Source organism: Streptococcus suis, assembly GCF_024509555.1.
GTDB classification, from domain to species: domain Bacteria; phylum Bacillota; class Bacilli; order Lactobacillales; family Streptococcaceae; genus Streptococcus; species Streptococcus suis_AD.
In genome coordinates, this window is sequence record NZ_JAMWEL010000002.1 from 87732 (window position 1) to 112131 (window position 24400).

18 protein-coding genes and 1 other annotated feature are annotated in these 24400 nt (G+C 41.2%); of the genes, 1 reads left to right on the forward strand and 17 read right to left on the reverse strand.

What is annotated here, in order from left to right; translation table 11 throughout:
- Positions 1-10 precede the first annotated feature (10 nt).
- The 11 genes from NF418_RS01510 to murD form a co-directional block, all read right to left on the reverse strand.
- Positions 11-451 carry a GNAT family N-acetyltransferase gene (locus NF418_RS01510; RefSeq protein WP_256778150.1) on the reverse strand — a complete coding sequence of 147 codons (441 nt, stop codon included), beginning with the start codon at positions 449-451 and terminating at the stop codon, positions 11-13.
- A gap of 23 nt (positions 452-474) precedes the next feature.
- Positions 475-688 (reverse strand) — a binding site (T-box leader).
- Entirely contained in the window at positions 686-1378 is a 693-nt protein-coding gene (locus NF418_RS01515) for a DivIVA domain-containing protein (protein WP_256778151.1), read from the reverse strand. Its footprint overlaps the feature before it by 3 nt.
- 8 nt (positions 1379-1386) lie before the next feature.
- Positions 1387-2178 carry a YlmH family RNA-binding protein gene (locus tag NF418_RS01520; RefSeq protein WP_256778152.1) on the reverse strand — a complete coding sequence of 264 codons (792 nt, stop codon included), beginning with the start codon at positions 2176-2178 and terminating at the stop codon, positions 1387-1389.
- Positions 2179-2185: 7 nt separating this feature from the next.
- Complete coding sequence (locus NF418_RS01525) at positions 2186-2449, reverse strand: YggT family protein (RefSeq protein ID WP_256778153.1); 264 nt, start codon at positions 2447-2449, stop codon at positions 2186-2188.
- A 5-nt stretch (positions 2450-2454) separates the two neighbouring features.
- On the reverse strand, positions 2455-3027 hold the full coding sequence (gene sepF / locus NF418_RS01530; RefSeq protein WP_172053325.1) for a cell division protein SepF: 573 nt from the start codon (positions 3025-3027) through the stop codon (positions 2455-2457).
- An 11-nt stretch (positions 3028-3038) separates the two neighbouring features.
- Positions 3039-3713, reverse strand: a complete 675-nt coding sequence (locus NF418_RS01535; RefSeq protein WP_256778154.1) for a YggS family pyridoxal phosphate-dependent enzyme — start codon at positions 3711-3713, stop codon at positions 3039-3041.
- Between the two features lies 1 nt (position 3714).
- Entirely contained in the window at positions 3715-4941 is a 1227-nt protein-coding gene (gene ftsZ, locus NF418_RS01540; protein WP_256778155.1) for a cell division protein FtsZ, read from the reverse strand.
- 26 nt (positions 4942-4967) lie between these two features.
- Complete coding sequence (gene ftsA, locus NF418_RS01545; protein ID WP_256778156.1) at positions 4968-6338, reverse strand: cell division protein FtsA; 1371 nt, start codon at positions 6336-6338, stop codon at positions 4968-4970.
- 145 nt (positions 6339-6483) lie between these two features.
- A complete protein-coding gene (locus NF418_RS01550; protein WP_256778157.1) occupies positions 6484-7431 on the reverse strand; it encodes a cell division protein FtsQ/DivIB in 948 nt (315 codons plus the stop codon).
- Positions 7424-8500, reverse strand: coding sequence for a UDP-N-acetylglucosamine--N-acetylmuramyl-(pentapeptide) pyrophosphoryl-undecaprenol N-acetylglucosamine transferase (locus tag NF418_RS01555; protein WP_256778158.1), 1077 nt, complete (start codon positions 8498-8500; stop codon positions 7424-7426). Before NF418_RS01555 ends, NF418_RS01550 begins: the two co-directional genes overlap by 8 nt.
- 2 nt (positions 8501-8502) lie before the next feature.
- On the reverse strand, positions 8503-9852 hold the full coding sequence (gene murD, locus NF418_RS01560) for a UDP-N-acetylmuramoyl-L-alanine--D-glutamate ligase (RefSeq protein WP_256778159.1): 1350 nt from the start codon (positions 9850-9852) through the stop codon (positions 8503-8505).
- Between the two features lie 233 nt (positions 9853-10085).
- Here murD and NF418_RS01565 point away from each other — a divergent pair, with 233 nt between their 5' ends.
- Positions 10086-11288, forward strand: a complete 1203-nt coding sequence (locus NF418_RS01565) for a mechanosensitive ion channel (RefSeq protein WP_256778160.1) — start codon at positions 10086-10088, stop codon at positions 11286-11288.
- Positions 11289-11399: 111 nt separating this feature from the next.
- Here the strand turns inward: NF418_RS01565 and NF418_RS01570 are convergent, their stop codons facing one another.
- The 6 genes from NF418_RS01570 to NF418_RS01605 all read right to left on the reverse strand — a co-directional run bounded on the left by NF418_RS01570 (position 11400) and on the right by NF418_RS01605 (position 24349).
- Entirely contained in the window at positions 11400-11651 is a 252-nt protein-coding gene (locus NF418_RS01570) for a DUF3165 family protein (RefSeq protein ID WP_256778161.1), read from the reverse strand.
- Positions 11652-11668: 17 nt separating this feature from the next.
- Complete coding sequence (gene typA, locus NF418_RS01575; protein ID WP_105117491.1) at positions 11669-13516, reverse strand: translational GTPase TypA; 1848 nt, start codon at positions 13514-13516, stop codon at positions 11669-11671.
- Between the two features lie 132 nt (positions 13517-13648).
- On the reverse strand, positions 13649-14641 hold the full coding sequence (gene asnA, locus NF418_RS01580; RefSeq protein ID WP_014637558.1) for an aspartate--ammonia ligase: 993 nt from the start codon (positions 14639-14641) through the stop codon (positions 13649-13651).
- A gap of 84 nt (positions 14642-14725) precedes the next feature.
- Positions 14726-15784, reverse strand: coding sequence for an MmcQ/YjbR family DNA-binding protein (locus NF418_RS01585; RefSeq protein WP_256778162.1), 1059 nt, complete (start codon positions 15782-15784; stop codon positions 14726-14728).
- Between the two features lie 83 nt (positions 15785-15867).
- Positions 15868-16773: an Rpn family recombination-promoting nuclease/putative transposase gene (locus NF418_RS01590; RefSeq protein WP_256778163.1), complete on the reverse strand. Its 906-nt coding sequence runs from the start codon at positions 16771-16773 to the stop codon at positions 15868-15870.
- Positions 16774-17047: 274 nt separating this feature from the next.
- Complete coding sequence (locus NF418_RS01605; protein WP_306172644.1) at positions 17048-24349, reverse strand: discoidin domain-containing protein; 7302 nt, start codon at positions 24347-24349, stop codon at positions 17048-17050.
- Positions 24350-24400 lie beyond the last annotated feature (51 nt).

Here is a 24400-nt window from a genome sequence, read left to right on the forward strand (position 1 = left end):
CATAACTCCTTTATTTTATACTTATTTCCATTTTCATTTCTTGGCCTTCTAAACCAACGGATTGAAAGCCAAGTTTTTTTAAAATGTACCGCATTTTATGATTGCCGATGACATAATTCACAGAAACTTTTTGACATGAAGAATCTTCTTTGGCCAGAACCAGAATTTGTCGAATCACTTCTTTGCCATGTCCGCGATTTTGATACTCCTTATCAATTAACAAGCGCCAGACATAGTAACTCTTATCTTCTTGTATTGACAACAATACAAAACCTACGACTTTCTGTCCTGATTTGACAGCATAAGGGAGAAGATGTTCGTCCTCTCTATACAGCCATGCCTGTGCCAAAGAATATTCGACCGAAGCAACTCGACGTTGATCTTGAGGAGCCAATTGAACTTGTAACACCTCGTCAAAATTTTCATTATTTACTAATTCTAATCGTATCATAAAAAAATTAAAAAACTCCCGTCAGTAAGGACGAAAGTTCGTGGTACCACCTTAGTTTAGATAGAGTTTCCCCCTATCCCTCTATATCCGTAACGTGGACAGACGTTTTTCCCTACTTTAACGTTCAGGAAAAATTGCATGAAAGGATACATCTATTAAAAGGGATTGCAAGGCTTCCACCATCTCTTGCTCGCTGTTAATATTATAATAGACCTTGTTTTCACTATAAAATAACTATTCCGTTGTTGTAGACCCTGCTGCATTCTTTTCTGCTTCATAAACTGCCGCTTGGCGAGTCAACTCAGCAATTTCCTCAGAGGTCAATTGTCGAGTATAGTCCATACTATCTTCTTCAACATGAATATTCTCCGAAAGTGCTTTTTCCAATACTTCACGGAAGGCTTCATCACTCGTTTGAAGATAGGTTGCTGTTGGACGTAGAATTTCTTCCCACTCAGACGAATTTACTAATGATAATTGACTTTCAAGAGTAGATTTCAATCGTTGATGGAAAATACGAGTCTTATTTTTTAATTCTTCTGTTTCAACTGCTACCTTCTTAGCATTGTCTGTAGCATCACGAAGAATTTCGTTGGCCTTATCCTTAGCCTCACTTAATAAAGCTGCCGCATCATAATCCGCTTGTTTTAAAATGTTAGCAGACTGTTCTTCAGCTGTTTGCTTAACTTTTTCAGCTGTATCTTGTGCTAGCAAAACAGATTTGGAAAGCGATTCTTTCATTTCATCAAAATACTGCAAGCGTTCACGTAAGCTCTTCAACTCCGCCTCTTGCTCATGATTTTTCCGAATCAACTCTTCATAATCACGGGTCACTATATCTAGGAAGTCATCGACCTCATCTCCGTCATAACCACGAAATCTTGTAGAAAAGGTTTTATCTTTTAATTCTAATGCTGTAAGTGCCATTGTTCCTCCTATGTTTTAATAATATCTAATCTTAATTTTAATTTACCTTGCTTAGAGAAACCTAAAAATTCACTCAAACGGATTCTACCATATTTCCTAACACTAACTAATTGCCCAATATCAAGTAGCTTACTAGTTTCTGTAACAGATGAATAGTCAACCTTTACCTGACCAGCCGAAATTAGTTTTGCCGCATTTACCCTAGAAAGCTTAAATGCTACGGCTACAATCTTATCAAGCCTGTAACTTGAGACTAAGACATCCATAGGAATGGTATCCGTAGGCCGACTAAGGGAAAGCTTGGTCCAGTCTCGTTCTTGGAGAGAAACGGGAACTTTTGCTATTTTCGAAACACTAGTTTTCGAAATATCTCCTAATTTTTCATCGATAAAGAAAATAATGTTTTCATCTTGAAAAAGAATATCACCTAAATATTCTCGCCTAATTCCGACTTGATTTAATAAACTACCCAAAACTTGCGCATGTGTTAAGGTATGAAACTTTGTTGGATAAGACACCTCTAAAGCTATTATTTGAAAATCTCTGATGTCCAGTTCATAGTACTCAGGAGCAATAATGACTCTTGCAAATTCCGACTGAACAATCTCCTTGCTGGAGAAAAACTGGAGTTGAAAATAATTAGCAATTTGCTCTGCAATCTGTTCCTGACCCGGATGAAGAAAAGCAGTTAAACGGTAGGAATAACTCGTTTCAACTTGTTCACAGAGATCTATCATTTTTTCAACGAAATCTCGCTCTTCAAGCGCAAAGTGTTGAAATAATCCTGAATATCTTTTCATATTGATGCTACATAAATCTAATTAGTACGTTCACTATTAGATGCTTTCCAATATTCAAAATGATAAATAGTAGTGTCACGGACCAGTCAATTCCAGCAAATTGCAAAGGTAATCTCCTAACAAGATTAACCAAGGGAGCAACCAGCCAGTTCAAGAGACTAGCTAAACTGGATCTTTGAAGTTGAGGAAACCACGACAGGAGTGCATAACCTATTAATAGATAGGAATAAATCTCGCATGCACGTAACAGAATCAAGAGTAAAAAATACATACTTTTTACCGTTTCATATCAAAATCAAAACCTGATTCTGACTGTCCACCGTTGTTCCCATTTCTCAATTCTTCAATATTGACCGTAACATTAACAGGAGTCAACAACCACATTGTACTAGAAACTTTCTTTAAATTACCTGATAAGACAGACCTAGCTCCATCCAGATAATCTAAACATCTTCTAGCCTGTTGCTCTGACATATATTGGAAGTCAATCAAGATGCTAGCATTATCAATCAAAAGATTGACCATTTCTGGAGCATCTTCATACTTCTTAGGGAATTTTATATCAATTGTTGATTTCAAAACATCAGACTCACTGTGTTCTACACGTGTATCTACATGTTTATCAAAAGTACGTTGAATATGCATTTCTGGGCGACCTTCCTGACGTTGTTCTCGTCTACTCTCTGTTCTGATAACTTTTTCATTTGAGTTTGACAATGCTGGTTGAGTAACTCTCAAGGCTGGACGATCATTTGGCATCGCATATGCCTCATTTTCTTCTGCTACTTCATCAGTTTGTTCAACTTCAAAATAATTGAACAGATTTTTTATTGTATCTTTAAATGCCATTTCCGTTTCTCCTATTTTTTAAAAAAAGCCGAACCAATCCTAACAAATGTAGACCCTTGAATAATTGCTTCTTCAAAGTCCCCACTCATTCCCATACTAAGCTCTGTAAAAGGCATTCTAGGAAGATTCCTAGCAGCTAATTCCTTACAAATTTTCTGTGTTTTTCCAAATAAATCCATTAAACCATCTGAGTCTAAATCTATTGGAGCCATTGTCATAATGCCAACCAACTCAATTTTCTCAAACGGAACCAACTCCTGCAGTACATCGTCAATTTCAGAAACTGAAAAACCGTGCTTACTTTCTTCTTCAGCAATATTTAACTGTAGGAAACACTTGATTGTTCTATTTGCTCGTTTATTGATTTCTGCAGCTAACTTGATAGAATCTAGAGCATGAAAGTAATCAACATAGTTTATGACATCCTTGACCTTACGTCTCTGTAACGTACCGATAAGATGCCATGTGAGCTCATACTCTGACAAGGCTTGGAACTTATCCAAAAATTTGTCGACACGATTTTCACCAATATGAGTAATACCTGTCTTAATTAAGTCATTAGTAATAGAGCTGTCAACATATTTGGTGACAGCTATTACATTTACAGTTTCTTTAGGACGCTGGGCTTTTTGAGTAGCCAACTCTACAGCTGAAAAAACAGTATCTCTATTCTTTTGTAAATCCATTTTATCGATTGCGGAAGAATGGTGGTGTATCTAATTCATCTTCATCCTGTTCCATCGCAAATTTTTCAACAGAAACAGATGAGTGAGTTTCTGCATCACTTGAACGAATCAAGTTTTCTCTGCGTAAATCCCATTCACCAAAAGCAGATACTTTCGGTGTTTCTGTTTGTAAAATTGCACGAGTTGGAATTGAAGCTTGTGGTGTTGGTTGATCAAATCTTTGTGCTGGACGTGGAGTCGCTACTTCAGTACGTTTCTCCTTTTTCGGAAGTCCTTCTTGACGAACTCCTGTTGCCACAACTGTTACACGGATTTCATCCTTCATTGTTTCATCAATCGAAGTTCCCAACCAGATATTAACACCTTGACCTGCAGCTTGATTTACAATTTCTGATGCATCTTCTGCTTCTGTCAAGGTCATATCATAACCACCTGTAACATTGACGATGACATCTTCTGCTCCATCAATTGTTGTTTCAAGTAATGGTGAGTAGATTGCTTTACGAGCAGCCTCAACCACACGGTCTTCACCAGTACCAATACCAATACCCATCAAGGCATTTCCTTTATTTTCCATAACTGTCTTCACATCTGCAAAGTCTAAGTTAATCAAACCTGGATGAGTAATCAAATCTGTAATTCCCTGGACACCTTGGCGAAGGACATTATCTGCCTCACTCAAGGCTTCCAATAATGGTGTCTTCTTATCAACAATTTCAAGTAGGTTATTATTAGAAATAATCAAGAGAGTATCTACTTGTTCACGAAGCCCCTCAATACCTTCAATTGCGAAGTTGCCACGTTTATTTCCTTCAAAACCAAACGGACGTGTCACTACTGCAACTGTCAAAGCACCTAAGCTTTTTGCAATACGTGCAATGACTGGAGCAGCTCCTGTACCAGATCCGCCACCCATGCCTGCAGTTATGAATACCATATCTGCGCCGTTCAGTGCTTCCGTCAAAACCTCTTCACTTTCTTCAGCAGCTTTTCGACCAACTTCAGGTTGACCTCCTGCACCCAAACCACGAGTCAACTTAGGACCCAATTGAATGACTGTTTCTGCTTTGGAATTGCTTAAAGCTTGAACATCGGTGTTAGCCGCGATAAATTCAACACCAGCTACACCTTCTTCAATCATGCGGTTAATAGCGTTACCGCCACCACCACCGACACCAATTACTTTAATGACAGCACCGAGTTTTGCAGCGTCAAATGTTAATGCCATAGTTTCATTCACCTTCTTTATTTATCTTACTCAAACATGCTTCCGAATATACCACGAATACGATCGGTAAAGTTCCCTTTTTTCTCAGATGTGACTTCTTCCTCAATTGAAACAAGAGTCTCTTCTTCCACTGGCTCAGGTTCGCGTTCCGTTACGATCTCTCTTGTTGGAATCACCTGTGAAACTCGTGGACGAATCGGAACAACTTCTACCGGTTTGTGTCTCAATTGAACCTCGCCATTAACTGCATATTGAGCGATATGTTCAACGTCCTCTAGTTCACCTACAAATTCAACCAAACTGATTACACTTGCAAATGCTGGATTACGAATACCGATTTGATTTGGTACGAAAAGTTTAACACCTACTCCAAATACCTCTTGTGCCAATTCAGTAATTCCTGGCAAAACTGCCCCTCCACCAACAAGCACGATACCACCTGGTAATTCTAAAGCACGTGTCCGTTCTAAATCTTGTTTAACACGCCCAAAGATCTGACGCAGACGTGCTGCAATAACCTCTGAAAGATAGCGTTCAGATACTTCAATTGGTGTATTTTCACCAATAACTTCAACATTGAATTTCTCCTTATCGCTAGCTTCCTGTGGGTATGCAGTACCATAATTGTACTTAAGATTTTCTGCAATACTTGTTGAAGTTGTCAAGACTTTAGAGATATCTTTAGTTACATAATCTCCTCCTTCTTGATAAATATTCGTATATTGCAATTCTTGACCGCGCATCACTGCAACGGTTGTTTGACCTCCTCCAAGATCAATCACTGTTGCACCAAATTCACGCTCACCTTCGTTTAAAACAGAACGTGTCAATGCCAATGGAGCAATGACGATATTTTCAACCGCTACTCCTGCACGCTCTACAGTTTTACGAAGATTGTGAAGAATCGTACGAGGACCTGTATATAGCATACCTCTCATCTCCAAACGAATTCCCATCATTCCACGAGGGTCTCGAATACCTTGGAAACCATCCACTGTAAACTCTTCTGGAATAAATGAGATTACCTCACGTTCAGGTGTCATACTTTTTGTCAAAGCTGATTTTACTACATTCTCAACATCCAAATCTGTAATTTCTTGAGAATCTGTAGTCACCGGAATCATTCCTTGAGTTGGCTCAATCTGCAATAAATTTGCAGGCAAACCAACATTTACTTTATCAATTCGTATACCGGATTTTTCTTCTGCCTGCTCAATCGCTTTCTTTATCGAACCTGCGGCAACTTCAATATTTACAATAATTCCATCTTTTACACCAGCACTTTTAACATTGCTGACGCCAATGACGTTCATTTCGCCTTCAATATATTCTGCAACCAAGACTTTAACGGAGCTTGTACCTATATCTAATCCCGTAAAAAAGCCGTTTCTAGCCATTCTGTCAGTCCTCTCTTACTTCCAACATTGCTAATCATTTTTTCTTCTGAAAGTTAGTATAATTAGTCATCTTTCATTATACCATATTTTATCCATTATTGGATATTTTAATGGTTATTTTTATTAAGATTTCTTTACAGAAAAATCAATTTCCTGTCGCATATCGATAAACCCCTACTTCCATATCTATCGTTGTAGGAACTGTCGTTTCTAATGCTATTTTTTCATAATAGGGCAACTTCTCCCCGAGTTCACTCAATGGAACCAACACAGTATTTTCATCTGTCATTTTCAAGGTTAATAAGTCACTTGTTGCCTTGCTAGGAGTCAGTTCTACCGTAGATACCTTTTGACGAACGGAAATATCGACTTTTGCTAATTGAACAGCCAATTTTTTTATCAACTCCCTATCAGACAATTTGAATAACGGGAATGAAGGCGGGAGTGCGTCGCTACCAATCTCCTGACTTTCCATCTCTCCACTTTCCAAGACTGCAAAATATTTTTGATTTTCCTCAACATAGCCAATAATTGAAAATTCTTCTACTTTTACTAAAAATTTATTGGGAAAATTAAAAGTAATCTCAGCCGACTTGATCGTTGGACTGCTATTTACAATATTATTTGCATATGAACCAGCGTATAGTAGAGTTGTCAAAGCATAATCCTTATCTGAGATTAAGCTCAAGTCTTCAATTTGCTTCCCTGTTAAACGTTGGTTCCCATTAACCTTAATCTGTTTCATTTTACTATAAGGACTTACAAAATAGAGCGAAAGGAATAGCAGAAAACTACTAACAATCAAAATTGGCAAGGCTTTTAAGAAAACATCTCTAGGAATAATAGGTTCTAGTACAGAAATATCTTTATCTATCCGACTTGATTTTTTAAATCCTCTTATACCTTGAAACAATCTTTTCTCTTGTGAGACCGTTTTCTCTACTTCAGGAACCATAGCCTCTTGACTAGAAAAAGTTCGATGACGCTTTCTCCATGACTCAAAAAACTTGTTAGTATTTTTTACTGATAATTTTTGGTTCCTATCAGCCGATTCTCTATCTAGCTTGGAATCTTGCTCATTCCTATCAATCATTCAACTTGCCCCCTATATCCTCCTTAAGCAACTGGTAAAAGCTGTCAACAGATTGAATCTCCTTCGAATTAGTCATATTTTGAATATAGAACTCTCTATTTTTTAATAAATCATCTACTTCAATTAATAAAGACTCAAGTGTCAATTGACTTTCATCAATCTGCTTAGAATATCCCTTTTTCTCTGCGTAGAGAGCATTCTCAATCTGGTCTCCACGACTTGCTTGGCGTCCAAGAGGCACAATCAAATGGAGTTGTTGCATAGCAATCAACTCAAACAAGGTGTTGGAACCTCCACGAGTAATGACAACATCAGCAACATTCATCAAGGGTTGATAAAGTTCTGTTACGTAATCAACACGATAAAGATTTTTTTCTAATCGATTGAGACTCGCATCCCCTGTCAAGTTGATAATATTGAACAGCTCTGTTAGAGCTAGGCTATTCTGACTAATCAAATCATTGAAGACCTTAGCTCCTCCTGAGCCACCTACAAACAATAATGTTGGTAGATTTTTATCGAAGTGGCTGAGAATTTCTGGCAACTGGATTGGTGTAACTTTATCATTTGCTTGCCCCACTTTTGTAACCGCGCCAACATGTTTTACCTTGGTCAGACCAGCTGGCTGTTCAAAGGTGCTATACATGGTTGTCGCAAATTTATAGGCAATCTTATTGGCTAGACCCATGGACAAATCGGACTCATGAATGAATACAGGTACCCCTAGAAGTTTGGATGCAATAACTGGTGGAACTGAAACAAATCCACCTTTTGAAAAAAGAGCTTGCGGACGGATTTTTGCAATAATGGCCAAGGATTGAAGAACACCAAAACCAACTTTAAACACATCAAGCATGTTTTGGAATGAAAAATAACGACGTAGCTTCCCGGTCGCAATCGAATGGAAATGAACATCTAGACCTGATTTGACAATTTGTTCATGCTCAATCCCATTCCCATCACCAATATAATGAACTTCCCAACCTTCTTCTAAAAATCTTGGAATCAAGAGAAGATTGAGCGTCACGTGCCCAACAGTCCCTCCGCCTGTAAAAACAATTTTTTTCATGATTATTTCAACTCCTCAAAGGTCTGTAAGAAGACGTCGCCACGCACTTCAAAATTGGCATACATATCCCAGCTTGCATTGGCCGGACTTAATAGAACAATATCCCCTTCTTCTGCCATTTCAAAAGCCTTTCTTGTTGCATCTGCAATATCTAAAGCTGAAACTGTTTCCACCTCCGCCTTATCTGCTGCACGTTGAACACGGGGAGCTGATTGACCAAGGATCACCATTTTCTTTAGTCCGACCAAATCAGGGACTAATTCATCAAATTCATTGCCACGGTCCAAGCCACCTGCAATCAAAATGACCTTGCTATTGTCAAAGCCTGAAAGAGCTTTTTGAGTCGCCAAGATATTGGTAGACTTACTATCATTGTAGAAGGAAACGCCGTTAATCTCACCTACATATTGCAAACGGTGTTTGACACCACCGAAGGCAGATAGGCTTTCTTGGATAGCTTGATTATCTACTCCCAACAATTTTGCAACCACAATTGTTGCCAAGGCATTTTCAACATTATGTGAACCTGGAACACCAATTTGGTCAGCATCCATGATGTACTCACCCTTGAAATAGAGTTTTCCATCTGCCAAATAAGCTCCATCAACCACTTCCTGTGTTGAAAATGGAACAACCGTTGCCTTGGTCTGTTCGGCCAATTCCTTAGCTTCTTTCTGGTTGAAGTTAAGTACCACAAAATCCTCAGCTGTCATCTGACGCTGAATCATCCATTTTGCTGCTACATAGTCTTCAAAAGTTCCATGATAATCAATATGGCTGGCAATGAGGTTAGTCACAACGGCGATATGCGGGCGGAAAGAATCTGTTCCCAACAATTGGAAAGATGACAATTCCATGACTAAGGTATCTTCTACAGTTGCAGTTTGAGCAACTGATGAAGCTGGATAGCCAATATTACCACATAATTTAGCAGACTGTTGTCCAGCATTCAAAACTTCCGCGATCATGGTTGTCGTGGTTGTCTTACCATTTGATCCTGTAATACCAACAATTGGAGCTTCTGAAATCAAATAGGCTAATTCAACCTCAGTCCAGACTGGAATTCCTTTTCCGATAGCTTTTTCAACCATAGGATTATCATAGCGGATTCCTGGATTTTTCACCATAAAGGCAAAATCTTCATCTAGTAATTCAACAGGATGGCTCCCACAAATGACACGGATTCCATCTTCTAAGAGAGATTGAGCCGTTGGATTTTCTTCAAAGGGTTTGCCATCATTAACTGTAACAATAGCTCCCAATTTGTCCAGTAGGCGTGCAGCTGATTCACCCGACTTGGCCAATCCCAGCACTAATACTTTTTTATTTTTAAATTGATCAATAACTTTCATAATACTTATCCTTCAGGTTTTAGAAACTACATACTCGAGTGAACAATCAACTCTACGATTCCATTCTCTTTCAGCATTCAATACTAACACTTTATTTTACCCTTTACAGTAACCTTTTTCAAGCAAGAGGGAGTGCAAAAACTAGGAATAGCCTCAAAATTCATTTTATTTGTTGATAACACATAAAAATGATAGACTAGTTGCGAAAAATATTTTATTATAAGGAGTATTATATGACAAATATAATCGACAGCTTATTCTATCCATTGCTCTCAGCTTTGCCTGGAGTCATTCGGATGCTTGTTCTCGTAGTCATCGCCTTTTCTTTGGCTGGATTATTACGAAAGTTTACTCTATCTGGGTTAAGCAAAATCCAATTTTCTCAAAAGTTACAAGAGTGGGGTGTCATCAAGCCCGAAGATAACGGGCAGTCACTCATCAAAACACTTGGACAACTCGTTTACTTCCTTGTTATTCTTTTCTTCCTTCCATCTATTTTGTCTGGTTTAAATATCAGTAGCACGGTAGATCCAATTTCTAGCATGTTTGAGAAATTCTTTGCCTTTATTCCAAACATGATTGCAGCTGGATTGATTCTCTTTGTTGGAACTTTCTTCTGCAAATTTATCAAAGGTCTTTTGACTGGTGTCCTAGAACGTTTGGACATTGATGCATGGTATACTAAAGTTACAGGGCAAGTGAAATTGCCATTTGATAGCCAACAAATCATTTCTGTCCTATCAACTGTTGTCTATGTATTGATCTTCATTCCAATCTTGACCTTAGCCTTGGAAACACTTGGTATCACAAGTATTTCTCAACCAATCGTTACGATTCTTAATCAAGTCATCGGTATCCTTCCACATGTTTTGGTTGCTCTTGTCTTGATTGCAGTTGGTAGCTTTGTCGCTAAGTTAATTGGAAACCTCTTGGAAAATCTCCTTGAAACTGCTGGTATCAATGCTTATTCTAAATACCTATTTACCAAAGAAGAAGCGAACTTTGAATTATCAGCTATCATTACGCAAGTCGTTCGCGCGATCATCATTGTATTCTTCTTTATACAAGCAATCCAAGTTTTGAACCTTGAAGTGTTTAATGCAGTTGGATCTGCCTTGCTTGGCTATCTCCCTTCATTGATTAGTGCAATCGCTATTGTTATCTTGGCCATTATCGCAAGCAACCTTGTCGCTAACTTCCTACAAAAAGTTACGGATAGCCCTCTTGTGATTACCATTGTACGCTACTTGATGATCGTCTTTGCAGTCTTCATGGCTCTCGATCAATTGAAGTTTGCACAACATATCGTTCAATCAACCTTTACAATCATTCTCGGTGCACTTGCTGTTGCTTTCGCCCTCGCCTTCGGTCTAGGTGGTCGTGAATTTGCCGCAAGACAACTTGAAAAATTAGAAAAGAAAATAGATAAGGAATAAACAATTCGAATAGTCTGAACATCTAGTTCAGGCTATTTTTTTCCCTTAAACCTAGGCGAGGCACGAATAAAAGACTGGACAATTCGCCCAGCCTTAAACTTTAAATCTTATTTATTTCCTCTTAGAAGGACGGTCTAGATAGCGAATATCCCACAAAGCCCAAAGTCCAATAAGAACTATTACCATCCCAACCCAGACTTCTGTTGAAAGTTGCATGATTTTTAAAAATCCAAATACCAAAGCAATCGAAAGAAGAACTAGCACAAATACAGCCAAAATAATATTAATGGTCCCTCTAACATTTTTGGGTGCCACAAAAATATAAAATAGCACTAACATGATCGCTAAGATGAGGTAAAACATGCTTTTTCTCCTAGAAATTATTCCTCAGTCGCTAATTTTTTCTTTTTAGCTGCCTTGTCACGCTCTGCCTTGTTCAAGATTTGCTTACGAAGACGGATAGATTCTGGCGTTACTTCCATGTATTCATCATCGTTCAAGAATTCAAGGGATTCTTCAAGAGTCAAGATACGTGGTGTCTTAATTACAGACGTTTGGTCTTTGGTTGCAGAACGGACGTTGGTCATTTGTTTTGCAGTCGTGATGTTAACTGTCAAGTCATTTTCACGTGAGTTCTCACCAATAATCATTCCTTCGTACACTTCCGTACCTGGGTTTACAAAGATGGTACCACGCTCTTCGATACGCATGATAGAGTAAGTCGTTGCCTTACCTTGGTCGATAGAAACAAGGGCACCACGGTGACGACCACCGATTTCACCTTGAACAACAGGCAAGTATTGGTCGAAAGTATGGTTCATGATACCGTAACCACGAGTCATTGAAAGGAATTCTGTTGAGTAACCAATCAAACCACGCGCTGGTACAAGGAATACCAAACGAGTTTGACCGTTACCAGTTGAAATCATATCCAACATATCGCCCTTACGCTCAGATAGGGATTGGATAACAGAACCTTGGTATTCTTCTGGTGTATCGATTTGCACGCGCTCGAATGGCTCCATTTTCACGCCGTCGATTTCCTTGATGATAACTTCTGGACGTGATACTTGAAGCTCATAGCCTTCACGACGCATGGTTTCAATCAAGATAGACAAGTGCAATTCACCACGACCTGAAACAGTCCATTTGTCTGGCGAGTCTGTAGCTTCTACACGGAGAGAAACGTCTGTCTGCAATTCTGCCAAAAGACGTTCTTCAATCTTACGAGAAGTCACCCACTTGCCTTCACGACCTGCAAACGGTGAGTTGTTCACCAAGAAAGTCATTTGAAGAGTTGGCTCATCGATACGAAGAACTGGAAGTGGCTCAACCGCATCTGTCGGAGTCACAGTTTCACCAACAAAGATGTCTTCCATACCAGAAACGGCAATCAAATCACCAGCTTTTGCTTCTTGGATTTCTTTACGCTCAAGTCCAAAGAAACCAAAGAGTTTTGTAACGCGGAAGTTTTTGGTTGTGCCATCTAGCTTAGAAAGGGTAACTTGGTCACCAACTTTAACAGTTCCACGGAAGACACGACCGATACCAATACGACCTACGAAGTCGTTGTAATCCAAAAGGGATACTTGGAACTGCAAAGGCTCATCTGAGTTATCGACTGGCGCTGGAATATGCTCGATAATGGTATCAAAGATTGGTGCCATTGTTTCTTCTTGGTCTGCTGGATTGTCAGACAAAGATGAAGTACCGTTGATAGCTGACGCATAAACCACAGGGAATTCCAATTGGTCATCATCTGCCCCGAGTTCGATGAAGAGTTCAAGCACTTCATCCACAACTTCTTCTGGACGGGCAGAAGGCTTGTCGATTTTGTTGACAACAACGATTGGTGTCAAGTTTTGCTCAAGGGCTTTTTTCAATACGAAACGAGTCTGTGGCATAGTCCCTTCGTAGGCATCTACGACAAGGACAACACCGTCAACCATTTTCATGATACGCTCAACCTCACCACCGAAGTCCGCGTGTCCTGGTGTATCCATGATGTTGATACGTGTACCGTTATAAGCTACGGCAGTGTTTTTAGCCAGGATGGTGATTCCGCGCTCTTTTTCGATATCATTTGAATCCATGGCACGCTCATCCAACTGCGTACGTTCATCAAGGGTTTGAGATTGTTTCAATAATTCATCAACGAGGGTTGTTTTTCCGTGGTCAACGTGGGCAATAATGGCTACGTTACGGATGTCTTCTCTAAGTTTTGTCATAATATCCTCTGTATTTTTTAATTTAACTAAAAAAGTATATCATAGATTGGCACAAAAATCACAGATAATCACATTGTAAATGTTTTCAGATAGCAGATTGAAAGCAGAAGAAAAGAGATTGAAGCCAATCTCTTATAAAATGTTCTCAAAATTATCGCGTACTTCTTGTGGCCAAACGCTGGACTGCACTTCACCGATATGTTTCTTCCGAAGCAAGAACATGGCCAAACGGGATTGACCGATACCACCACCGATAGACAGCGGGAAGAGACCATTCAAAAGGGCACGATGCCAATCAAATTCCAAACGGTCCTCGTCACCTGTAATAGCAACCTGGCGCTTCAGCGCTTCTTCATCCACACGAATCCCCATTGAGGACAACTCAAAGGCTGAACCAAGTGCTTCGTTCCAAACCAAGATGTCCCCATTGAGACCTTTATAGCCTGCTTCTGATGGGCTTGTCCAGTCATCATAGTCTGGGGCACGTCCATCATGTGGTTTCCCATCTGCCAGTTCTCCACCAATACCGATTAGGAAAACCGCACCGTATTCTTTGGCAACCACGTTCTCACGCTCTTTTGGTGTCAAGTCTGGGAAGTTCTTGACCAAATCCTCCGTGTGGATAAAGGTGATTTTCTTAGGCAAAACAGACTCAATGTCATAACGAGCCTCCACTGCCAACTCTGTCAGACGGATAGCCTTGTAAATCTGCTCCACAGTTTCTTTCAAATAAGCCAAGTTGCGACGACCATCAGGGATGACCTTTTCCCAATCCCACTGATCCACGTATACTGAGTGAATGGGATCCAAGGAATCCTCGTCAGGACGAAGAGCCTTCATGTGAACAAAGAGCCCTTCTCCCTCATTAAAACCGAATCGAGCCAAGGTATGGCGCTTCCACTTAGCAAGTGAGTGAACCACTTCATAAGTAGCATCTGGTATCAGCTTCACATTAACGGTAACTGCATTCTCCACACCGGACAAATTATCCTGCATACCATCCCCGACACGACTCAAAATCGGTCCTTGCACTTCTACGATTTCTAGTTTGTCTTTCAAATACTGAGTGAATGTATTTTTGACGAAAGAAATCTCCTCTTGCTGATGAATGAAGCTTTTCTTCATACCTTACCTCCTCGTAAATTTATACACCTTATTATACTCTTTTTTACCCACTTGTAAAGTCTTTTTATTAAATATTCTGATAATTTAATGGAGACCTTTCACTTCGGCTGATAGCACGTCTATCACGCCCTCTGTCAAGCGTCTAGGACCACGCACCGCCTTGACTCCCAAGTCCATCATGCGCGCTCTCGGCAACACATCATCAGTTAGTTGAGCAAGCAACTCTACCTGCATGAGTTTCTTTTCTGTCGGAATATCTGATTCCTCGTGATTTTCTAAATTCGCCCCCAAGACTCGACAGATATAACGAATGGCCTGTACCGGCGCAGTCACGTAGATGGCTACGATGTCCCCAGCTTGAATGGTTGATTTTTGCGGCCAATAGACTACCTTATTTTCCGCAAACTCGGTATCAATATCATAGACCTTGAGATTGGCTGGAATAACCCAGTAATCTGGTCCTTGCTCTGCCTTGTAGGATTTTGGTTCTACCAGATAGCGACTTTTCTCAAGGAGGGCAAACACCGTCTGGTCCTCCACCGTATCATCTAGCAAGACCGACACCCAAGTCTTCTTTGACATATGGTAGGCAGGGAAGATGCCCGACTGACTCAGCAGCTCTGCTATTTCCCGACCGTCAACCTTGAGATTAACAATCTCCACCTCTTCTTGAGAACCGCTCCCATCCAGCTTGTCCCTCGGAATCTGACTGACCAGGGCGTACCACTTGTTATTGGCAGGGTGGCGAAAGGCCCCATAGGTCGGCAACTTGGCAAAAGGATAGTCAGGAAGGTCGCCCCACTGCACCTTGATGAGCCGGGCTATGCGGTTGCTTTGGTCTTTGGAAAATGGCAGAGCGACACAGCAAGCTTCCTCTACCCGATCCAAAATGGACTGATAAGCCTCACGCACCTGCCCCATAAAAGCACCAGCTGGCGCAGTCACCAGATGGGCAGTATAGACCTCCTCCATCTCACAATCCCAGACATAGGACGACAGCTGACCAGCCTCATCAACCTCCACCACCGCCTCAAACTGCCCCTCCATGAAGACCTCACGGTAGATGTAACAATTGTCGGAGAGAATAAAACCGAAAGGGATGAGGGAGGGGAGGTGAATCTGATAAGAATTTGATTTGTTCATAAATATATACTCTTTAAAAGGTAGATGATGATAAGAGAAAGAAATTATTTATCAAGATAAGATAGATAAACAAGTGATATCATCTAATCTAAATCCTCTTTCAAACCATCAAGATCTTCCTGACGAAATCCTGTCAGTTCCATTATCACTTCATCCGAAAAATGCTTCGCTAACATCTGCCGGGCAATCTCTGCCTGACCTTCTAATCGACCCTCTAATCGACCTTCTTCCTGTCCACGTCTTCTCCCTAGTATGAATGATGTCTCCAATTCGCCAAAATGATTGGCGGCACTGTAGGCTAGTTGATCAATCATTTTCCGTTCCTCCTCTGTCCATGTGTCCCTATCCAGCAAGTGTTCAGCCCTGCTGATAGCTTCAGTTTGTTGCTGGCTAAATTCCTGATTGGCAAAAAATTCCATCCACAATCGTTGGTTCTTTGCTAGATTTCCCTCTCTGAGTTTGTTCAACTCAATAATAACCATCTCAAAGGGCTTCTTCAATTCACCTTGCTCACCAAAGGGCAATTCCAAAACCTGTCCATTTTCCTCAGCTATCAAGACAAAGGAATGAATGGGGTGCTTGTCATCAAAATATTGGCTGGCAACCAAGGCGATGGAATATACTGGTGAAATCTTGTCGTACATGTCATGGGTTCGTTTGACCTTGTCACGAACATTGGGCAAATCCTTGACCAGGTGCTGACATGCATAGGTCCAGAGCCGTTTGATAAAGCTGTGTTGGTGAACCACCTGAATTTCAATGATGACCTGAGTGCCATCATCCAGTCTGGCTAGAATGTCCACGGTGGTGCTAAAATAACCCTCCCGTTCTTTCTTCAAATCAGCAATCGTTCCATTCAAAATCTGAACAGACTTGGGACGAAAGCCCAGAAAGGTATCGATAAAGTCAATAGTAATCTCATGGTCACTGAAAATCTTCTTAGCTGCGATGTCAGCCATGGGGCTGATACTGTGGCGAAATTTTGTCAATTTTTCCTCCGATAAATAGAATTGAGAATAGTCTCTATCTATTTATTCGGAAAACCTAGTCATATTATAGCATTTAACAACTCATTTTTCCAGCTATAGTGCACTATCTAGAGAAAAAGGGCTTTATAAGACTGTAGAATGTAAAATCCACAAAGGATAAAATAAAAAAATAATATATACAATCCAACACAGAAAAAGAGTCTGGAACAATCGTCTCAGACTCTTAAACCTAGGGTACCAATCCTAAGTTTTGGCACTAACGCCATATGTAGTTTTAATAGCGTCTACGGCTAACCAAACGACTGGTCGCTAAGAGACCAATCATACCCAAGGCAGTCAAGGCAAGTTCTGCTTCGACTCCAGTATTTGGTAGGCTAGCTTTTTCTTCTTTTTTAGCTTCTGACCGTGCTAGTGCTGGAGCATGGCTGGCTTTAATAGCTGATAAATCAAGCTTAGGCAAAGCTGGTGCTTTGACACTTTCACCTTTGGCTGTGATGATTTCTTCCTCTGGTAAAACACCTAGTGGGAGTACTTCAGCGGTCGGTGCTACATTCGGTACAATACCACCGTCAAATTCTGGCAAAGCTGGTTGCAAGAGGCTCTCACCTTTAGCAGTAATCAATTCTTCCTCAAAAGGAGTAGTTGCAGTTGTGCTTGTTTCGCCTTGTGGGCCTTGTGGACCTACTGGTTCGGTTGCACCTGGTTCACCTTGTGGGCCTTGTGGACCTACTGGGCCGGTTGCACCTGGTTCGCCTTGTGGGCCTTGTGGGCCGGCTGGGCCGGTTGCACCTGGTTCGCCTTGTGGGCCTTGTGGACCTACTGGGCCAGTTGCGCCTGGTTCGCCTTGTGGACCTTGTGGGCCGACTGGGCCAGTTGCACCAGTATCGCCTTTTGGACCTGCTACTCCGGCTGGGCCAGTTGCACCGGTATCGCCTTTAGGACCTTGTGGGCCGGCTGGGCCGGTTGCACCGGTATCGCCTTGTGGGCCTTGTGGACCTACTGGACCGGTTGCACCAGTATCGCCTTTAGGACCTGCTGCACCGGCTGGGCCAGTTGCACCAGTATCGCCTTTTGGACCTGCTACTCCGGCTGGGCCAGTTGCACCAGTATCGCCTTTTGGACCTGCTACTCCGGCTGGGCCAGTTGCACCAGTATCCCCTTTAGGACCTGCTACTCCGGCTGGGCCGGTTGCACCGGTATCGCCTTTAGGACCTGCTACTCCGGCTGGGCCAGTTGCACCGGTATCGCCTTTAGGACCTGCTACACCAGCTGGGCCGGTTGCACCTGTATCACCTTTAGCACCTGTCGCTCCAGTGTCACCTTTTTCGCCCTTATCACCTTTTTCACCTTTCAACCAAAGTTGAACGTCGGCCTTATCAACATCATTATCTCCATCAAGGTCACCTACCTCCGTAGCAAACCAGTCAATAAATGTTGTTGTCGTTGCTGTATCACTATAAACAATAGCATAGTCACTAAAGTTATTAGCAGTAAAGGTTACTACCTTACGAGGACTGCCGTCTGCAGCCACTCTCACAGATTCAGTAAATGGTAATTCTACCTTATCACTTAAAGTTGGCAAGTACAAGACTTTCTCTACTTTCTTACCGGCATCAACAGGTAGGCTTACACGAACTGGTAAGGTATTGGCAACCGTATGTCCAGCTTCATCAACGAGAACGATATCAAACAAATCATAGTCTTTATCTGCCAGAGCCACTGGGACATTTTCAGTGCCTTCTTTATGTGTAACACGCAGACCGATAATAGAATCTAGTTCATTAGCCTGTAACTCTAAACGAACACCGGTTGCAGCATCTGTCAAGGTTCTAGAGCTAGCTTCCCCAACTGGAACTAATTGAGCCAGTGCTGTACGTAAAGCCGTATTCGCACTATCAATTGCTTCTTGTGTAGTTGCTGTTAACCCAGCTTCTGAGCTTGGGAGCAGCTCAAGAACTTTTGCATAGCTATCACTTGTATAAGCTGCGCTATCTAGAGCCTTAGCCTGTTCAATTGCATTTCTCAAGTAGGCAGTAGTCAATCTCTCAACTTTTTCAGGAACAAAGAGAACGACTGGAGTTAACTCCGCAACGGCAACAATTTTATTGCGTAAATCATTATTCCAATGATGTGTTTCATGAGCCGTCAGACGGAAATATTTAGCTTCTACAGGAGTAAATAGGATAGAATGGTATGGTTTACCTGGAATAAATCCGATTGTACCATCTCCATTGCCTTCAGTAAGACTAACTGGAGACCAAGTTTGACCGTCCAAACTATACTCCAAGGAGGCCTTACGAATATCTCCTGTCGCTTGAAGATTGCGTAAGCGAGGTACATAACGAACTTCACCAACTGTACCTGGATTAGCCATCTCAATCGTCAAGGTTTGACGTGTCGTTCTGTTATCTGCTGACTGGCTACTTGCCCAGTATGTATTTGGATTGCCATCGGTTGCTGAACCTGCTGGACGAGGACCGCCATCATTTGGATCATAAGACGGTGCACTTGTTCCTTCGGCATTCATATCAGCTGGACGGAGTTCTTCAACAGGAGACAATTCTCTAGCGAGTGTATTGGCTGTCTCGAAATCACGTGCTCCATTCTCAAGAATAAAGCGACTAACAGTACCAGCAAATCCATCAGCTGCCAGACTAAGTGTTGAACGTTCCAACACCTCATTAATCTTATCTGGATTATAATGGCTATTGTGCAACTCGCCGTTGATGTAAATACGCAAGCTACCATTTGGCACACGGACTGCTGTGATAGTTACCTCTTCATTCGGAGCAATCAACTTGTCTGGACGACCGTTGTCTTCTTCACTCAAGTTCGTAAATGGTGCTGATTTAACGACTTCACCTTTCACCTCAAAGACAGCACGGCCATCAGCATCAACAGAAAGTTTCCATTGGCCTTCTTGTTCAGCAATCGTTTGATCCAAGCGATCAAGCGATACTTTTGCAGTTACAGAGAAGACTCCTCTACCCTCAATACCATCATTTACAAGTGTTTGACTTGGGTTTACCTGACTGATGTCATGAATGATACCACCACTATAGGCTGTGAGATTCGCTGTACCTGATGAGATATTTGCTGTACCAGCATTATCTTTTACATTACTATAACGAACTACGACTTTCTCGCGATCGGTCAATCGATCAGACAGATTCAAGGTAACTGTACGAAGATTTGCATTCAACTCAGTTGAAGCAATGGTATGACCAGCTACTTCAAAAGTAGCACCATCAATCACAACACGTTCGTCGAATTCAAGTGTAATCTGATTATCTGCAACCGCCTTAGCTTCAAACAACTCCGCTGGACGAGTATCCTGCACTTTGGAGTATTGGAAGACTACAGACTCATATGGTCTTAATGTAATCCGAACTGTGTCACCATAATTGGTTACTGCACTTGTATCATGGCGTTTATCACCAAGTACAGTTGTACGATACATATTAGCTGTACCTTCACGCATACCAACGATACGGTTCAATTGCAATTCATAGGTTTGTTCTCTATCAATCGGGTTGCGGATAGATACGATACCATTGTCCGCATCCCAGGCAGAATATCCGTACACTTCACCTTCACGTGGTTGTCCACCATGGAATACTGAATTACGGAGAGTCTCAAAATTAGACTCAATCCATTTCACAGCCTCACCGTTGACTTGCCACTTAGCATCATCCAACATACTTGGGCTGTAGTAGAATTCCCAGAATCCTGTACCACGAGTACCAAGCATGTATAGATATGTTCTGAAGTCCTCAGTAGAGAAATTGATTTGACCACGTGCTGGTCCCATCGGACTCATCTTCTTGCTTGAATGGGCTGTCGCACCATAAACTGGGTCATGGTTGTAAATATTTGAGAATGGGATCTGCCATTTACGATTGCGGATGAGTTTTTCATAGGAATCATCACGATATGAAAGTGCCTCATTGGCATCATTACCAAAGTCTAACTGATCATTTGGCGCGCGTTTCACCCCATCTTGATAATCTACGTCAGCAGTATTTTGCATCCAGATAGAGTTAACCCACTGCAAGAACCATGGTGATGGTGGAATGTAGGATGTCAAGTTAATCCATGCATCATCACGGGTTGGAGCATTGGCGCGAATAATTTCATACAAATCAATCCAACGCTCATGGGCCTCCGTCATAGAATACATATTCTTATAACCGCCACCGATATAGTTACCATTGGTATCCGTAGTATTTTGTGGATAACGGAGCATACCGTCCAGTTTCCAATAGTTGATGTCGAATTCTTGACCATAGTTTTCAAACAATTCCTTCAAGGCATCAACATAACGCTTATCACCAATGTAGACATCCCCAGCAGGAGTTCTTGAACCTTGTCCCGTTGACACTAGATGGTTAGCCATAGTCCCTTCAGTTCCATAACCACCACGAGGGCCCATCCAGAGACCAAAGTCAGATCCAAAGCGTTGAACCTGTTTACTTGAATCGTAGAGCTTATTAGGGAACTTATTATTGAAGTCCCAAACTGAGCTAACATTTTGCCAACCATCATCCACTACAAAGGAATCAAGCGGTGAGATTCCACCATTTGTGAAACCACGGTCAATTTCATTAAAGCTAGACTTGATATTATCAGCTGTAATATTCTTCATCAAGTCATACCAAGAGTTGTACTGTTTACGGAAATAGGTCTTAGTACCAATCTCAGCAATATAGTCATAGAAATCTTGTTGAAGTACACTGTATTCATTCGAACGTGCTACACCAACAACTGTATTCCATGTATGGTAGTTTCCATTTTCATCCAAGCTAAGTTCTGCTAAAGTTTTACCAGAATAATAGCGTGAGAATAACTGCTTGGTCGTAGCTTCTACTGAGTTCCAAGCAATTGGGAATTCGGAACCTGTATAGAAACTGCCCATATAAACAGGTTGTCCAAGTCCAGCATGGAAACCATCAAAGTTTGCCATTTCTGCAATAGGCGCTTGGTTAGAGAACTCTTCGTAAGCCTGATTTGCAGGAAGTTTAAAGCTTTGCAAATCAATGGTATCAATAGCCAAGCTAGAACGATGCTCTTCTGGCACCGAAATCAGCAAATGACTTTGCGTAAACTTGGCATCATTTCTCAAGTTCATTACATACTTGATGGTAACTGGTACATTTTTGTATGTATACGGTTGGAAGGTATATGTAACGGTTTGATCTACATCTGTAACAACCTTTTGAATACCATTCTCAGCTAATGTCAATTTGTCAAGAGAGATTTGAGTGCGAGAACGAAATGCTTCTAAATCTCGAAGATATTGTGCCTCACGCTCAGCTTGACGTGCTCGAATCACTTCAGCTGTATCACTAGAAACATCGAATTCTGCCGCAGCAGCAAAAGGCTGATTATTATGAGCACTTCGTGCCTCAAACTTGATAGCGGTTACATTTTCTTTTAACGAACCAAGATCAATATACTGAGTCTGTTTAGGATTAGTAGAAATTGTACTTGAAATAATTTCAGTATATTCAGTATCAGCACCTTGTTTGATATATAACTTATAATCCTTAATGACACCATTATCTGCACCGTCTTGACGAGGAACATAAATAAAGGTACGAATGTTTTTAGCTTCTGGGAAACTAAACTCAACATGAGCCGGTAACTGATTTGTTCTACCGATACTGTTCGCTCCACCACCACTATAATTGCTATGCCATCTTGTAGTTAAGTTGCCATCAAGAGCAAGTGAAACTGGTCCTTCTACTCCAGCATTAGCTGATGAATTTGTAGTTGCAGTCCATCTATTACGATCCTCAGCCTCTGCAACATAACCAGGACGAGTTGGTGGCTGCTCTGTGTCGGTTGCTGTTGGCTTAAACTGAATGACAAATTCTTTGGAATCTTCTAAGAATTGGATATCATCCTCTTCTGTTGTCAATTTATTAGAGATAGAAACCGTACGTAGTCTGCCATCCTTAACAACCATCTTACGACTGATATAGTCATTTTGAAGAGAAATTTCTTGATTTTCTACACGAATATTCTCGGTACTAACAACCGTTGGTGTTTCTGGTTCAACTACAGGGTTTGATTCTCCTGGTTGTTCCGGTTGTGTCGGGGTTGTAGTATCCGGCACTGGCGTAGGTGTCACCACTGGCGTCGTTGGTGGGGTATCCGGTTGTACCACTGGATTAGTTGGAGTTGTAGTATCCGGCGCTGGTCTATCACCAGTAGGTGGTACTGGAACTGGTGTTTCTGTCGAAGGTCGATCTTCTTCTACAAGATCTGGAATCTTATAGGCGATTGGTTTAAATTCACCAACAGCCACAATCTTGTTACGATTTTCTGTTTGCCAATGATGTGTCTCAAGAGCTGTCAAACGCAATTGTTTAGCGATTACTTCTTCAAACTGAATATCTTTTCTATGAACGGAAGTTCCTAGGGTAAATACATTATTAGCTGGTTCACCCACAAGTCGAACACGTTTCCACTCTTCATTTGTGTCATCTGACTCACGGTATTCAATATATCCAGAAATAATATTTCCAACTGCTGATCCACCATTTTGTCTCGGAAGATATTCTACAACACTAACAATTGCTGGTTCATTCAATGTGACAGTAAGCTGTTGACGGCTTGACTCCAGACTGTTATTCTGATCCGAAGCACTTACCCAATACGTATTCGCATTCCCATCTATTGCGGCTGAAGCAGGTCGCTCTCCTCCATCATTTGGATTAAAACTAGTTGCAGTTGCAGAAGCAATGCCAACAAGCTCATTCGTCGGAACTTGTTTTGTACCACGTGGAATAAAGTCCGCAGCAGTAACCATCTTATTACGATTAGCTTCCTCCCAGTGCTGAGTCCTACTTGCTACTAACTTGAAGTACTGAGCATTTACTGGTGTAATATTGATCATTTTTGTCATTTGATTTTTCACAAATGATACTGATTTATCTGAATTAACCGTTCCTCGACTATTATCAACACTCGTTGGATTTGCCAATTCCCATTCAACACCATTCAGACTGTGGAAAATACTCAATTGATCAATATTTCCTGTTACATCACTAGCACCTGGAGCCTGTCTTGGTGTGTACTCGATACGGGAAACCATGGCTGGTTCCACTAATTTTGTAATCAGATGCTGTGGGTTTTCAGCTGTATTATGATTAGCTGCAACTGGATCAGAAGTCCAATAGGTTTTCTCGTTGTCATCATAAGCAGCCGATGCTGGATGACCAGTTTCATTTGATTTTGCACCATTGTAGGTCAAATCTACTGGCACTCGCACTTCGGTCGTCTCTACCTGTGCATTATCATTTCCCTCTGCAACAGCAAATTCCGGCTCACGTTCAACAGTCAAATTATCAGTAGATACATTGTCTGTAGCAAGTTCACCTGTATTCTCTTCAACAGACACTTCGTTTGAATTTTGATTAGCCAAGTTTGTAGTCGTCTGGTCAGAAATTGTATTCGCCAGGACAGATGGAGCGTGTAACATACCCGCTAACATAACCCCTACAACTACCGAACCAACACCAAAAGTAGTCTTCCGGATAGAATACTGGTATTTACGATTTAATCTATTCATTAATAAACTCCTTTTCTAAATTCCATATAATAAAACTTTTTTTGACTATCT

Coding starts and splice junctions, on each gene's coding strand:
- NF418_RS01510 (WP_256778150.1), bottom strand. CDS start 451: ATGATACGATTAGAATTAGTAAATAATGAAAATTTTGACGAGGTGTTA.
- NF418_RS01515 (WP_256778151.1), bottom strand. CDS start 1,378: ATGGCACTTACAGCATTAGAATTAAAAGATAAAACCTTTTCTACAAGA.
- NF418_RS01520 (WP_256778152.1), bottom strand. CDS start 2,178: ATGAAAAGATATTCAGGATTATTTCAACACTTTGCGCTTGAAGAGCGA.
- NF418_RS01525 (WP_256778153.1), bottom strand. CDS start 2,449: ATGTATTTTTTACTCTTGATTCTGTTACGTGCATGCGAGATTTATTCC.
- sepF (WP_172053325.1), bottom strand. CDS start 3,027: ATGGCATTTAAAGATACAATAAAAAATCTGTTCAATTATTTTGAAGTT.
- NF418_RS01535 (WP_256778154.1), bottom strand. CDS start 3,713: ATGGATTTACAAAAGAATAGAGATACTGTTTTTTCAGCTGTAGAGTTG.
- ftsZ (WP_256778155.1), bottom strand. CDS start 4,941: ATGGCATTAACATTTGACGCTGCAAAACTCGGTGCTGTCATTAAAGTA.
- ftsA (WP_256778156.1), bottom strand. CDS start 6,338: ATGGCTAGAAACGGCTTTTTTACGGGATTAGATATAGGTACAAGCTCC.
- NF418_RS01550 (WP_256778157.1), bottom strand. CDS start 7,431: ATGATTGATAGGAATGAGCAAGATTCCAAGCTAGATAGAGAATCGGCT.
- NF418_RS01555 (WP_256778158.1), bottom strand. CDS start 8,500: ATGAAAAAAATTGTTTTTACAGGCGGAGGGACTGTTGGGCACGTGACG.
- murD (WP_256778159.1), bottom strand. CDS start 9,852: ATGAAAGTTATTGATCAATTTAAAAATAAAAAAGTATTAGTGCTGGGA.
- NF418_RS01565 (WP_256778160.1), top strand. CDS start 10,086: ATGACAAATATAATCGACAGCTTATTCTATCCATTGCTCTCAGCTTTG.
- NF418_RS01570 (WP_256778161.1), bottom strand. CDS start 11,651: ATGTTTTACCTCATCTTAGCGATCATGTTAGTGCTATTTTATATTTTT.
- typA (WP_105117491.1), bottom strand. CDS start 13,516: ATGACAAAACTTAGAGAAGACATCCGTAACGTAGCCATTATTGCCCAC.
- asnA (WP_014637558.1), bottom strand. CDS start 14,641: ATGAAGAAAAGCTTCATTCATCAGCAAGAGGAGATTTCTTTCGTCAAA.
- NF418_RS01585 (WP_256778162.1), bottom strand. CDS start 15,784: ATGAACAAATCAAATTCTTATCAGATTCACCTCCCCTCCCTCATCCCT.
- NF418_RS01605 (WP_306172644.1), bottom strand. CDS start 24,349: ATGAATAGATTAAATCGTAAATACCAGTATTCTATCCGGAAGACTACT.